A 13,732-nucleotide genomic window follows, 5' to 3' on the forward strand; every position below is an offset into this window, starting at 1 on the left:
TTGATCGCAAGAGACTCTTCTCACGGCGCAGACGCGCCGTGGCTGGATTCCGGCTCAAGGCCGGAATGACGGAAAAATAGCGACACGACGTATAAGTCGTCAGTCACCGTTCCTCATCCGCCGATTTTCGCGCCGTATAGTCTTTCCGCCCATCCCCCGTTTGACAGCCGACGCAAAAAAATGCCAGCAAATGCGCAAGCATAATTCCTGGAGGGCAGCGGCATGGCCAGACGAAACGACGCACATGGACGGCTGGACGATGCGGCCCGTGCCGGCTGGCTTTATTATGTCGCCGGCCGCACGCAGGATGAGATCGCCGCCGCCATGGGCATTTCCCGGCAATCGGCACAGCGGCTGGTGTCGCTCGCCGTCGCCGAGCGGTTGATCAAGGTGCGGCTCGATCACCCCATCGCCGCCTGTCTCGAAAAAGCCGAGCGGCTCAAGGAAAAATTCGACCTTAGATATATCGAGGTGGTGCCGAGCGATCCGGCCGGCGTCTCCTCCACTGTCGGCATTGCCGAGGCCGGGGCGGCGGAGATCGAACGCTGGCTGAAGAATGCCGATCCCATCGTGCTCGCCATCGGTACCGGCCGTACCTTGAAGGCCGCCGTCGACCAGCTGCCGCCAATGGAATGCCCGCAGCATCGCATCGTCTCTCTGACGGGCAATATCGGGCCGGATGGCTCCGCCGCTTATTATAACGTCATCTTCAGCATGGCCGATGCCATCAAGGCGCGGCATTTTCCGATGCCGCTGCCGGTCCTCTGCTCCTCTGCGGAAGAGCGGGAACTGCTGCACGACCAGTCCATGGTGCGCTCCACGCTGGCGCTGGGTGCTGCGGCGAATGTCACCTTCGTCGGTGTTGGCGAACTCGGCGAAAACGCGCCGCTCTGCGTCGATGGTTTTCTCGGTGTCGACGAGATGAAGGCGCTGATGGCAAGTGGTGCCGTCGGTGAGATCTGCGGCTGGATGTATGATGCCAATGGCCGCATTCTCGAGCATTCCGTCAACGAGCGTGTCGCCTCCGTTCCCATCCCTTCAAGAGAGACCTGCACCGTCATCGGCATGGCGCAGGGCGCGCGCAAGAATGCCTCGATTCTGGCGGCGCTGAGGGGTGGACTTCTGAACGGCCTCATCACTGATGAAGTGACAAGTGAATATTTGCTCACGCATTGAGCAAAAATTAATTTCATAAAATCAATAGCTTGATTTTTCCATGTGCGTCGCAGCACAGGAAGTCGCTTGACTTTTTTCGGTTGTGGGTGAGTAAATGCCCCAGAGCAAAGCGAATGCTCATCATTTTTCTTCTGGGAGGAAGATATGACACTGAAGACCATTTTGCTGGGCGCATGCTCGGCCCTCGCCTTTTCGACACTTGCTTCCGCTGAGACGCTGACCATCGCCACCGTGAACAACGGCGACATGATCCGCATGCAGGGGCTGACCTCCGACTTCACGGCAAAGAACCCCGACATCAAGGTTGAATGGGTCACGCTTGAAGAAAACGTCCTGCGCGAGCGTGTGACGACCGATATTGCCACCAATGGCGGCCAATACGACATCATGACCATCGGCAACTATGAAGTGCCGATCTGGGCCAAGCAGGGCTGGCTGCTGCCGCTCGAAAAGCTCGGCGACAAATACGACGTGGATGACATCCTGCCGGCGATCCGTGGTGGTCTCTCCGCCGAAGGCAAGCTTTATGCAGCACCCTTCTACGGCGAATCCGCCATGATCATGTATCGCAAGGACCTGTTTGAAAAAGCCGGCCTGAAGATGCCTGAAAACCCGACCTGGGAATTCATCGGCGACGCCGCCCGCAAGATCACCGACCGCAAGGCCGATATCAACGGCATCTGCCTGCGGGGCAAGGCCGGCTGGGGCGAAAACATGGCCTTCATCAGCGCGCTCACCAACTCCTTCGGTGGCCGCTGGTTCGATGAGAACTGGAAGCCGCAGTTCGATCAGCCGGAATGGAAGAGCTCGCTGCAGTTTTACGTGGATCTGATGAAGGATGCCGGTCCGTCGGGCGCGTCCTCCAACGGCTTCAACGAAAACCTGACGCTGTTCCAGCAGGGTAAATGCGGCATGTGGATCGACGCCACGGTGGCTGCCTCCTTCGTATCAAACCCGAAGGATTCGACCGTTGCCGACAAGGTTGGTTATGCACTCTTCCCGACGCATGGCGAGCTGAAGAACCATGGCAACTGGCTGTGGTCGTGGAACCTTGCGATCCCGAAGAGCTCGAAGAAGGCCGATGCGGCTGAAAAGTTCATCTCCTGGGCAACCAGCAAGGATTACACCACGCTCGTCGCTTCCAAGGAAGGCTGGGCAAACGTGCCTCCGGGCACCCGCACCTCGCTTTACAAGAACGCCGATTATGAAAAGGCCGCCGCCTTCGCCAAGCCGACGCTTGCCGCGATGGATGCCGCCGATATCACCAAGCCGACCGTAAAGCCCGTGCCTTATACGGGTGGCCAGTTCGTGGCGATCCCTGAGTTCCAGGCGCTCGGCACCACGGTCGGTCAGTTGTTCTCGGCGGTCGTTGCCGGTCAGTCCAGCGTTGACGATGCGCTTGCGGGCGCCCAGTCGACAGCAACGCGTGAAATGACCCGCGCCGGTTACATCAAGTAATCCTCCCGAAGATCGCTGTCCGGCGCCAATGCCGGGCAGCGAACTCTCCGGGCCGGAAGCCGCGATGCGGCTTTAATGCCTTTCAAATCAAAACAAGAATGAGCCGGTTCTTCCGGATATGCCGGGCGCATGTCATGGCGCGCAGGCCCAAGGGGAGGTTAGTGTAATGGCAACCCGAAACACGAGCGGTCTTGCGCGGGTTATGCTTGCGCCATCGGTGCTGTTATTGCTGGTGTGGATGATCGTGCCTCTGGCGATGACGCTCTGGTTCTCGTTCCAGAACTACAATCTCCTCAACCCGGCCAATGTCAGCTTCGCGGGCCTGTTCAATTACCAGTATTTCTACACCGACCCGGCCTTCTTCCAGTCGATCTGGAACACGCTGTTGATCGTCGGCGGCGTGCTTGCGATCACCGTCATCGGCGGCATCGCCATTGCGCTTCTGCTCGACAATGACATTTTCGGCCAGGGCATCGTGCGCATTATGATCATCTCGCCCTTCTTCGTCATGCCGCCGGTGGCCGCATTGGTGTGGAAGAACATGATCATGCATCCCGGTTACGGCGTGCTTGCCGATCTCTCCCGCTTCTTCGGTTTCCAGCCGGTCGACTGGTTCGCGCAGTTTCCGCTGCTCTCCATCATCATCATCGTCGCCTGGCAATGGCTGCCCTTTGCGACGCTGATCCTCTTGACCGCCCTGCAGTCGCTCGATGGCGAACAGAAGGAAGCCGCCGAGATGGATGGCGCCAACTTCGTCAACCGCTTCGTCTATCTGACCCTGCCGCATCTGTCGCGCGCCATCACCGTCGTCATTCTGATCCAGACGATCTTCCTGCTCGGCGTTTACGCGGAAATCCTCGTCACCACCAATGGCGGACCGGGTTATGCCTCCACCAACCTCGCCTTCCTCATCTATCGCACCGCGCTTCTCGGTTACGACGTCGGCGGCGCTTCGGCCGGCGGCATCATCGCCGTCATCCTCGCCAATATCGTCGCCATCTTCCTGATGCGCGCCGTCGGCAAGAACCTCGACCGGTAAAGGGGGAAACATCATGGCCCGCAAGACAACCACACGTGCGAAGATCGGCTTTTCCATCGCGGCCTGGGCCGTGGCGCTCCTGCTATTCTTCCCGATCCTCTATGCCTTCCTCACCTCGATCAAGACCGAGCCGGAGGCAATCGCCGGCTTCAGCCTCATTCCCTCGGGCACGCTTGAGAATTACGTGACGGTGCAGACCCAGCGCGATTACTTCAAGCCGTTCATGAACTCGGTCGTGCTGTCGCTCGGCTCGACGATCATTGCGCTGATCATCGCCATCCCCGCCGCCTGGGCCATGGCGTTCTCGCCGACCAAGCGCACCAAGGACATTTTGATGTGGATGCTCTCCACCAAGATGATGCCGGCCGTCGCCGTGCTGGTGCCAATCTATCTGATCTTCCGCAATGCCGGCCTGCTCGATACCCGCATTGGGCTCACCATCATGCTCACCTTCATCAACCTGCCGATCGTCATCTGGATGCTCTACACTTACTTCCGGGAAATCCCCGGCGAGATTCTGGAAGCGGCCCGCATGGATGGTGCATCCTTGTGGAACGAGATCGTGCATGTGCTGACGCCGATGGCGGTGCCGGGCATTGCCTCGACGCTGCTCCTCAACGTCATCCTCGCCTGGAACGAAGCCTTCTGGACCATCCGGCTGACGACCACCAATGCCGCCCCGCTGACGGCCTTCATCGCCTCCTTCTCAAGCCCACAGGGGCTGTTCTGGGCAAAACTCTCGGCCGCCTCGATGATGGCGATCGCCCCCATTCTCGTCATCGGCTGGTTCTCGCAGAAACAACTCGTGCGTGGCCTGACCTTTGGCGCCGTGAAATAAGGAACGACAAACATGGGCAGCATTTCCCTTCAGAACGTGTCCAAGCTCTTCGGTGAGGCGAAAGTCATCCCGTCGATCGATCTCGATATCAACGACGGCGAGTTCGTCGTCTTCGTCGGCCCGTCCGGCTGCGGCAAGTCGACGCTTCTGCGCCTCATCGCCGGGCTGGAAGACGTCTCCGGCGGCAAGATCGTCATCGACGGCAATGACGCCACCGAAAAGGCCCCGGCCGAGCGCGGCCTTGCCATGGTGTTCCAGTCCTATGCGCTTTATCCGCATATGAGTGTCAGGAACAACATCGCCTTCCCGCTGAAGATGGCCAAGCTCGACAGGGCGGTGATCGACAAGAAGGTGGAAGACGCCGCCCGGGTGCTGAACCTTACCGATTATCTCGAACGCCGACCCTCGCAACTATCAGGCGGCCAGCGCCAGCGTGTCGCCATCGGCCGCGCCATCGTGCGCGAACCGAAAGCCTTCCTGTTCGACGAGCCGCTTTCCAACCTCGATGCGGCGCTGCGCGGCACCATGCGGCTGGAAATCTCCGAGCTGCACAACACGCTGAAGACGACGATGATCTACGTCACCCACGACCAGGTGGAAGCCATGACCATGGCCGACAAGATCGTGGTGCTCAACCGCGGCAATATCGAGCAGGTCGGCTCGCCGATGGAGCTTTACCGCTCCCCCGCCAACCTCTTCGTCGCCGGCTTTATCGGCTCGCCGCGCATGAACCTCATTACCGGCGATTACGCCCGCCAAAAGGGTGCGACCACCGCCGGCGTGCGGCCCGAGCATCTGGTGCTGTCGAAGGAAAGCGGACTGTGGCAGGGCAAGGTCACCGTCGCCGAACATCTCGGATCGGATACCTTCCTGCATCTCGAGGTCGATGGCATCGGGCCGATTACCGCAAGGACCGATGGCGAGTTCGAATGCAAACACGGCGATACCGTCTTCATCACCCCGGACGAGACCAAGATCCACAGGTTTGATGAAAAGGGTAAGGCGATATGACGGAGAGACTGGAAGGCAAATCCGCGCTGATAACAGGTTCGGCGCGCGGCATCGGCCGTGCCTTTGCGGAGGCTTACATACGTGAAGGCGCAACCGTCGCCATCGCCGATATCGATTTCGAGCGCGCCAGCAAGACCGCCCGCGAGATCGGCGAGAATGCCTATGCCGTCGAACTTGACGTCACCAAACAGCATTCCATCGACACCGCCATTCGCACCGTGGAAGGCCAGACGGGCGGGCTCGATATCCTCATCAACAATGCCGCGCTGTTCGATCTGGCACCGATTGTCGAGATCAAACGCGAGAGCTACGAAAGACTGTTTTCGATCAACGTGTCCGGCACGCTGTTCATGATGCAGGCCGCCGCAAAAACAATGATTGCTCGGGGAAAAGGCGGCAAGATCATCAACATGGCAAGCCAGGCGGGCCGGCGCGGCGAGGCCTTGGTGGCGGTTTATTGCGCCACCAAGGCCGCCGTCATCAGCCTCACCCAATCGGCCGGGCTCGATCTCATCAGGCACGGCATCAACGTCAATGCGATTGCGCCGGGCGTGGTCGATGGCGAGCACTGGGACGGCGTGGATGCGCTGTTTGCGAAATATGAAAACCGCCCCGCCGGTGAAAAGAAGCGGCTGGTCGGGGAGGCCGTACCCTTCGGCCGCATGGGCCGTGCTGAAGACCTGACCGGCATGGCGATCTTCCTTGCCTCCGATGAGGCACAATACATCGTCGCCCAGACCTATAATGTCGATGGCGGCAACTGGATGAGCTGAGTATCGGGCGCCTGTCGCCCGGCCTTGGCACGAACAACGTTTCCCCTTCGAGGATCGTGATATGACATGCAAACTCTCCCTCGCAACGCTTGACGACGCCAGAAAAACCGCGGCGGTTCCGGCCTATTCCCGGGCCGATCTTTCCGCCGGCATCGTGCATTTCGGCGTCGGCAATTTCCACCGCGCCCATCAGGCGGTCTATCTGGATGACCTCTTCAATACCGGAACGGACCATGACTTCGCCATCATCGGCGCGGGCGTTCTGCCCTCCGATGCGGTGATGCGCGAGAAACTCGCTGCGCAGGATTTCCTGACGACGGTGGTAGAGCAGGACAATAACCGCACCGGCGCGCGCGTCACCGGGCCGATGATCGACATTCTGAAGGTGGGCGACACAAAGGCGATCATCGATACGCTCGCCGATCCGAAAATCCGCATCGTTTCCATGACGATTACCGAGGGCGGTTATTTCATCGATGCTTCCGGTTCCTTCAACCCGCAGCATCCGGCCATTGCCGAGGATGGCAGAAACCCGGCTTCGCCGAAAACCGTGTTCGGCCTCATCGTCGCCGGGCTGAAGGCACGGCGGGACAAAGGGCTGCAACCCTTCACCGTCATGTCCTGCGACAACATTCCGCATAATGGCAAGGTCACGAAAAATGCCGTGGTCGGGCTGGCGGCTCTCTCGGATCCGGCTTTCGCCAACTGGATCGGCGAAAACGTCGCTTTCCCCAATTCCATGGTCGACCGCATCACGCCGGCGACAGGCGAGCGCGAACGCAATATCGCCCGCGACGATTTCGGCATCGAGGACAACTGGCCGGTCTTCTGCGAAGAGTTCAAGCAATGGGTGATGGAGGATAATTTCCCCGCCGGCCGCCCGGCGCTGGAAAAGGCCGGCGTGCAGTTCGTCAAGGATGTTGCGCCCTATGAGCACATGAAAATCCGCATCCTCAATGGCGGCCATGCGGCAATCGCCTATCCGGCGGCTCTGCTCGATATTCATTTCGTGCATGAGGCGATGGAACATCCGCTGATCCGGGCGTTTCTGGCAAAGCTCGAAAAGGAAGAGATCATCCCGGTCATTCCGCCGGTTCCCGACACGAATCTTGCCGACTATTTCGGGCTGATCGAACGGCGTTTCCTCAATCCGAAAATCGGCGACACCATTCCGCGTCTGGCGCAGGATGGCTCCAACCGCCAGCCAAAGTTCATTCTGCCCTCCACCGCCGACCGTCTGGCGCGCGGCGAAGATATTGTCGGCCTGTCGCTGGTTTCTGCGCTGTGGTGCCGTTATTTCCAGGGCACCTCCGACAGCGGCAAGGAAATCGCTTTCAACGATGCCAGCGCGGAGCGGCTCCAGGCGGCGGCCATCAAGGCCAAGGACGATCCAATGGCCTTCCTCGCGCTTAGCGATATTTTCGGGGAGGTTGCCGAATCGGCGCTTTTCCGTAAACGCTTTGCCCATGCATTGAAAACGCTGTGGCAAGAAGGCACGGCGAAGACCTTGCAGCTTTATCTGGATGACAAGCTGGCTGAAAAGTGACGTGAGATGAAAGACCGGACCGGACCCCTTTTGATTTTCGACTGCGACGGCGTTCTCGTCGACAGCGAGCCGGTCTCGATTTCAGTGCTTCTCGACATGCTCTCCCATCTCGGTGTGACGATGGGAGAGGAGGAAGCCTATGAGCGCTTCCTCGGCCGCAGCGTCGCCAGCATGACGGCGACGCTGTTTGAGGATTACGGTGTCGAGACCGATATCGATTTTCTTGATCATATGCGGGCAACATTGTTCGAGCGTTTCCGCACCGAACTCAGGCCCATTGACGGCATTGCCGAAACGCTGGACAGGCTTGTGGCCCTGAAACGTTGCGTTGCCTCTTCCAGCCAGCCGGAGCGCATCCGTTATTCGCTGGGGCTGACCGGCCTGATCGACAAATTCGAGCCGCATGTCTTCAGCGCCACCATGGTGAAGAATGGCAAGCCGGCGCCCGATCTTTTCCTGCATGCCGCGCGTGAAATGGGTGCTGATCCGCGTCACTGCATCGTGATCGAGGACAGCCCGGCGGGCATTGCGGCGGCGAAGGCGGCCGGCATGGCGGTTTTTGCCTTTACCGGCGGCTCGCATGCGCGGTTTCCCGCATTCCGGGAAAAGATCGCGGATCTCGGGGCCGATGCCACGTTTGACGCCATGCCGGATTTGGTCCAACTTGTCGACGGTTATGTGGGGAAGGGCGGTTTTGACAGCCGGGTGGCACGTGACGCAGGCTGAAGCAAACCTTGCCTGCCGCCGCCGGGACGTCGTTGCGCAAGGGATGGAATTGAAGTCTTGATGCGTCAGAATCTTGTGGCTGTCGATGTCGGTACGGCGAGCGCGCGCGCCGGGATTTTCGATCCGGCCGGCAGGCTTCTGGCCCGCTCCACCCATCCCATCCTGATGCAGAGGCCGCAGGAAAACCACGCCGAACATGATTCCACCGACATATGGAACGCGGTCTGCATTGCGGTCAGGGCAGCGCTTGCCGATGCGGGTGTTTCACCGCAAAGCATAGCGGCAATCGGTTTCGACGCCACCTGCTCGCTCGTTATCCGCGATGAAAGCGGAGAACCGGTTTCGGTTTCGGTGACCGGCAAAGACCGGTTCGATACGATCGTCTGGCTCGACCACCGGGCAATCGACGAGGCGGACCGGCTGACGGCATCCGGCCACCGGGTGCTGGATTTTGCCGGCAGAAGCATGTCGCCGGAAATGCAAATGCCGAAGCTGATGTGGCTGAAGACGCATATGCCGGCAAGCTGGTCGCGCATGTCCTTCGCCTTCGATCTGGCGGATTTCCTCACATGGAAGGCGACCGGTTCCGCGAAGCGTTCAAATTGCACGCAGACGGCGAAGTGGAATTTCCTGGCGCAGGAAAATCCGGGCTGGCAGGCGGATTATCTCGAAATGGCCGGGCTCGGTGACCTGAAAGAACGGGCCGGGCTTCCCGATACCACGGTGATGCCGGGGGAGAGCATCGGTTCGCTGTCGCCGCAGGCCGCCGCAGATCTTGGTCTGGACACCGGCTGCCAGGTGGCGGCGGGCATGATCGACGCCTATGCCGGTGCTCTCGGTGCTCTTGGCGGCTGCCTTTCGGCGGATGTGGGCCGGCATGTGGCGCTGATTGCCGGCACCTCGAGCTGCCTTGTCGCCATGTCTGAACGGCAGATGCCTGGTCACAGTCTCTGGGGTCCCTATTGGCAGGCGATCCTGCCCGGCCACTGGCTGGTGGAGGGTGGGCAATCGGCCACCGGTGCGCTGCTCGATCATATCGTGCGCATGCATGCGGCCGGCGGTGAGCCGGATATGGCCCTGCATGCCCGCATCGTTGCGCGGGTAACGGAGTTGCGCGCGCTTGAGGGCGAGGCCTTCGCCGATCGGTTGCATGTGTTGCCGGATTTCCATGGCAACCGCTCGCCGCTTGCCGATCCGCATGCGGTCGGCGTCATCAGCGGGCTGACGCTGGACACATCTTTCGACAGTCTCTGCCGTCTTTACTGGCGTACCGCCGTGGCGATCGCGCTCGGCGCGCGCCATGTGCTCGATGCCATGGAGCGTTTCGGTTATGCGGTCGAAAGCCTGCATGTCACCGGCGGGCACGTGAAAAACCAGCTCCTGATGGAGCTTTATGCCGATGTGACGGGCAAGCGCATCGTGGTTCCCGCGACCGCCGATGCCGTTCTTCTCGGCACGGCGATGACGGCGGCGGCTGCCGGGGGCGTCCATGCGGGGCTTGCGGCGGCTGGTGCCGCCATGTATCCGGGCAATGCGGAAATTTCCGGGAATACGGCGCTTGCGCCCCGCTATGAGCGTGATTATCGCCGGTTTCTCGCCATGCACCGCCATCGCCAGGAGCTGGAAAGCCTCTGATTTTCTGCAAAATGTTTGGCGATGGCGTCGCCGCATATTTCTTCTCCCCGGCGGGGAGAAGGTGGCCCGAAGGGTCGGATGAGGGGGCAAGCTCTCCGCATATCTCACCCTCACCCCCTCATCCCGCTGCCGCGGATTTCTCCCCGGCGGGGAGAGAAAATACGCGGCACCCGCTCGATCCTTATGCCTGCAGGACGCCGCTCAGATGCCCAGCGAGCGCTTCAGGCCGGTGAGGTTTTTCATGCGCGTCCTGCGGGTCTCGTCCGCGCCGGCAATCAGGCTGCAAAGGGTGAATTCCATCAGCGCGACCAGTTGCAGCAAGCCCTGGCCGCCATTCTGGGCGTGCGGCATGGCAAGACAGATATCGGCGCTTTCAGGTCCCCATTCATAAAACCGGGTGGTGATGAGCAGGGTTCTGTAGCCGCTCTTGCGCGCCGTCGAAGACAGGCTCTGCAGCGGCGACAGGCTGCCGCCGCAATCCATGAGGATGAGAAGGGCTTTTGCCGGGTCAAAATCCCATAGCGCGACATAAGCGGCGCTATCGCTGCCGAGATAATGGACCTGCCTGCGGTATTCCAGCAACCGTCCGTGGAAGTGGCGGCCAGTGCCCATGCTTTCAGGGGATGTGGCCAGAAAAATATCGGGGGTGGAGGCGATCTCGTTCATTGCCAGACGCCAGATCGGCTGGGAGGTCATGTCGAAAGCGGTCTGGATGGCCTGAATCTGTTGTGACAGAAGCTGGGAAAACGGATTGGACTGTTCTCCACCTGCAATGGATACTGTTTGCTCCTCACCCCCCATTTCTTCCGCATGGCGCAGATCGGCGCGGATATCGCTGAATTGCCGGTATCCAAGCGAGCGCAGGAAGCGGCCGACCGTCATCGGGCTGAGGCCGAGCTTCGCAGCCAGCGTCTGCGCCGTTTCGAATGGCAACTCGTCCAGATGCTCGATCAGATATTTGGCGATCTTGCGCTCGGAGGGTGTGCCAGCCTTCATGGCACGCGTGAGGTTCAACAGCAGCTTTTCCACCAACGCCTCATTCTTATGATTATTGAACGATGATGCATGCGCGCGCGCCAAACAGCGTGCGAACCGCGTTTTGACGGTGGGGGAAGCTTTTCCGGCCATGTCCTCCACCGGACCGGAATGCGAATTATAATAGGTATTTTATTATATTTTAGAGATATCTTTTATTCAAGGGAAATTCCATCTGCGGTTTAATTCCAGGCAGTTGGCGGCTTGCTGTGGTTCTTGTACAGCCGACGGCAAGCTCCTATCTCTCGCTGGGTCAGAAAGTTTCAACGCAGGAAGCGGCAAGGGAGTTCCGAATGATATTCGATGCGGCAAGGCTGGCGTTTCAAAATCTCTTTGCCGCCGAAACCCGGTCGGTTTTCTGGAAGGTTCTGGGGCTGACGCTTCTCGTGCTGGCGGCGCTGTGGTTCGCCATTCGGTCGATCTTCATCTATTTCGCCCTGCCGTGGGTGGATACGCTGATCCCCGGCGTGCCGGACTGGGCGGGCTGGCTGACCTTCGTTTTCGCCATTTTCGCCGGCATCGGACTTGCCCTGGCGCTGGCGCTGCTCATTTCGCCGGTCACCGCCGTCATTGCCGGCCTGTTTCTCGACGATGTCGCCGACGTGGTTGAGAAAAAGAACTATCCGAACGACCCACCGGGCAAGGCGATGCCGGTGGGTGAGGCTGTTCTGTCGTCCATCAAGTTCTTCGGCGTCATCATTGCCGGCAACCTTGTCGCGCTGTTGCTGCTTCTGGTGCCGGGTATCAATCTTATCGCGTTTTTTCTGGTGAACGGCTATCTGCTCGGCCGGGAATTCTTTGAGTTCGCGGCGATGCGTTTCCGCTCGCCCGCCGAAGCGAGGTTGTTCCGTTCAAAACACCGCACCACCGTCTTCATGGCAGGGCTGGTAATTGCGGCCTTCCTGGCGGTGCCGTTCCTCAACCTGTTGACGCCGCTGTTTGCCGCCTCGATGATGGTGCATTTGCACAAGGCCGTCAGCCGGCGCGATCCCTCATTCGCCGCCGGCCACACCGAACAGCTGCGCGGGTAATTCCACCAGCGGCGCCGGAATATCGAAGGTCTTTTCCGGCGACTTGCAGATATCGGCAATCACGCAGCGTTCGCATTCCGGCTTGCGCGCCTTGCAGCAATAACGCCCATGCAGGATCAGCCAGTGATGGGCATGGAACAGATATTGTTCGGGAATGATGCGGATCAGCCGGTCTTCAACCTCGTCAGGGGTTTTGCCCGGCGCAAGACAGAGCCGGTTGGCGATGCGGAACACATGTGTATCCACCGCAAGCGTGGGCACGCCGAAGGCCATGGACATCACCACATTGGCCGTCTTGCGGCCCACACCCGGCAGCGTCACCAGCTCCTCGCGGGTTTTCGGCACCTCGCCGCCGAAATTGTCGATTAGCATCTGCGACAGGGCGATGACGTTTTTCGCCTTGTTGCGGTAAAGGCCGATGGTCTTGATATGGCCGATCAGTTCTTCCTCGCCGAGCGCCAGCATTTTTTCCGGCGTATCGGCCACCTTGAACAGTGCGCGTGTGGCCCGGTTCACGCCCACATCGGTCGCCTGCGCGGAAAGCGCTACGGCTACCAGCAGGGTGAAGGGATTGGTATGTTCCAGCTCGCCTTTCGGCTCCGGCCGCTGAATGGAAAAACGCCGAAAGATCTCGGTGAGCTCGTCCTTCGAATAGGCCGTTTTCACCCGCGCCGGCTTGCGCGCGGATGCCGGATTTGACTTTTTCAATGTTTGGGTGCTGGATCGTTTTTTGGCGACTGTCATGGACTATCTATAGCCAGCCCGCCTTGAGGAAAGCAACGTGGATACGCTCAACGACCAGCCGATTTTCGCGGCGGAACTCGTTCCGCACCGTTCGCTTGGCAGAAGGGGTTTCCGGCTGCTCCTGCTTTTCTCCGGGTTGGCCTGCCTTGTCTATGGCGGATTTTTCCTCGCCACCGGGGCATGGCCGGTCGGCCTGTTCTTCGGGCTGGATTTCCTGCTGCTTTATGCCGCCTTCCGCGCCAATTACCGGGCGGCGAAGGCGCGGGAAGAGGTCAGCGTCTCGCGCACCAGCCTGTCGATCCGTAAATTTTCTCCCGCCGGGCGGATGGTGGAACATCGCTTCAATCCCTTCTGGGCGCGCTTCAGAGTGAGACGGCATGACGAGATCGGCATCGTCTCCATGCATGTGACGGGTGAAGGCCGGGCGACCGATATCGGGTCGTTTCTCAATCCGGATGACCGGGAAAGTTTCGCCAAGGCGTTTGGCGGTGCGCTAGCGACTGTCAGGCGGCGGATGTGAACGGATAATCCCGCTCACCACCTGTCATTCCGGCCCGGAATCCAGCCGACGCGCGTCTGCGCGGCGGGAAGGACTCCTTACAGCCCAAGGACTTGGGCTGGCTGGATACCGGCTCGAGGCCGGTATGACGGTAGAAACGGAGCACCGCGCAAGAAACGGGTGGAGACGAAGTCGCTTTAATGGTTTTCTCTTACCCGTTA

13 protein-coding genes are annotated in these 13,732 nt (G+C 60.0%); 11 read left to right on the plus strand and 2 right to left on the minus strand.

The window, feature by feature from the left end; translation table 11 throughout:
- Positions 1-222 precede the first annotated feature (222 nt).
- From AGR13A_RS22925 to AGR13A_RS22965, 9 genes are all read left to right on the plus strand, one after another.
- On the plus strand, positions 223-1,176 hold the full coding sequence (locus AGR13A_RS22925; RefSeq protein WP_080839778.1) for a sugar-binding transcriptional regulator: 954 nt from the start codon (positions 223-225) through the stop codon (positions 1,174-1,176).
- 144 nt (positions 1,177-1,320) lie between these two features.
- On the plus strand, positions 1,321-2,634 hold the full coding sequence (locus tag AGR13A_RS22930) for an ABC transporter substrate-binding protein (protein WP_003499050.1): 1,314 nt from the start codon (positions 1,321-1,323) through the stop codon (positions 2,632-2,634).
- Between the two features lie 166 nt (positions 2,635-2,800).
- Positions 2,801-3,673: a carbohydrate ABC transporter permease gene (locus AGR13A_RS22935; protein ID WP_080837071.1), complete on the plus strand. Its 873-nt coding sequence runs from the start codon at positions 2,801-2,803 to the stop codon at positions 3,671-3,673.
- Between the two features lie 13 nt (positions 3,674-3,686).
- Positions 3,687-4,511: a carbohydrate ABC transporter permease gene (locus tag AGR13A_RS22940; protein WP_080837073.1), complete on the plus strand. Its 825-nt coding sequence runs from the start codon at positions 3,687-3,689 to the stop codon at positions 4,509-4,511.
- A 12-nt stretch (positions 4,512-4,523) separates the two neighbouring features.
- Positions 4,524-5,522 carry an ABC transporter ATP-binding protein gene (locus tag AGR13A_RS22945; RefSeq protein WP_080839780.1) on the plus strand — a complete coding sequence of 333 codons (999 nt, stop codon included), beginning with the start codon at positions 4,524-4,526 and terminating at the stop codon, positions 5,520-5,522.
- A complete protein-coding gene (locus AGR13A_RS22950; protein ID WP_080839782.1) occupies positions 5,519-6,295 on the plus strand; it encodes an L-iditol 2-dehydrogenase in 777 nt (258 codons plus the stop codon). Before AGR13A_RS22945 ends, AGR13A_RS22950 begins: the two co-directional genes overlap by 4 nt.
- Positions 6,296-6,356: 61 nt before the next feature.
- Positions 6,357-7,841 carry a mannitol dehydrogenase family protein gene (locus AGR13A_RS22955; protein ID WP_080839784.1) on the plus strand — a complete coding sequence of 495 codons (1,485 nt, stop codon included), beginning with the start codon at positions 6,357-6,359 and terminating at the stop codon, positions 7,839-7,841.
- A gap of 6 nt (positions 7,842-7,847) precedes the next feature.
- Complete coding sequence (locus AGR13A_RS22960) at positions 7,848-8,567, plus strand: HAD family hydrolase (protein ID WP_080839786.1); 720 nt, start codon at positions 7,848-7,850, stop codon at positions 8,565-8,567.
- 60 nt (positions 8,568-8,627) lie between these two features.
- Entirely contained in the window at positions 8,628-10,202 is a 1,575-nt protein-coding gene (locus tag AGR13A_RS22965; protein ID WP_167377616.1) for an FGGY-family carbohydrate kinase, read from the plus strand.
- A gap of 201 nt (positions 10,203-10,403) precedes the next feature.
- Here the strand turns inward: AGR13A_RS22965 and AGR13A_RS22970 are convergent, their stop codons facing one another.
- Positions 10,404-11,234, minus strand: a complete 831-nt coding sequence (locus AGR13A_RS22970; RefSeq protein ID WP_080840434.1) for a MurR/RpiR family transcriptional regulator — start codon at positions 11,232-11,234, stop codon at positions 10,404-10,406.
- A gap of 296 nt (positions 11,235-11,530) precedes the next feature.
- On the opposite strand from AGR13A_RS22970, the gene AGR13A_RS22975 reads away from it, so the two are divergent.
- Positions 11,531-12,268, plus strand: coding sequence for a sulfate transporter family protein (locus AGR13A_RS22975; RefSeq protein WP_080839790.1), 738 nt, complete (start codon positions 11,531-11,533; stop codon positions 12,266-12,268).
- On the opposite strand, the gene nth is transcribed toward AGR13A_RS22975, so the two are convergent.
- Positions 12,230-13,012, minus strand: a complete 783-nt coding sequence (gene nth, locus AGR13A_RS22980) for an endonuclease III (RefSeq protein WP_080839792.1) — start codon at positions 13,010-13,012, stop codon at positions 12,230-12,232. The genes AGR13A_RS22975 and nth overlap by 39 nt on opposite strands.
- A gap of 37 nt (positions 13,013-13,049) precedes the next feature.
- Here nth and AGR13A_RS22985 point away from each other — a divergent pair, with 37 nt between their 5' ends.
- Positions 13,050-13,532 (plus strand): DUF2244 domain-containing protein, encoded by a 483-nt coding sequence (locus tag AGR13A_RS22985; RefSeq protein WP_003523126.1) that lies wholly within the window; start codon positions 13,050-13,052, stop codon positions 13,530-13,532.
- Positions 13,533-13,732: the final 200 nt, after the last annotated feature.

It is taken from the genome of Agrobacterium genomosp. 13 str. CFBP 6927 (genome assembly GCA_900012615.1).
GTDB lineage: Bacteria > Pseudomonadota > Alphaproteobacteria > Rhizobiales > Rhizobiaceae > Agrobacterium.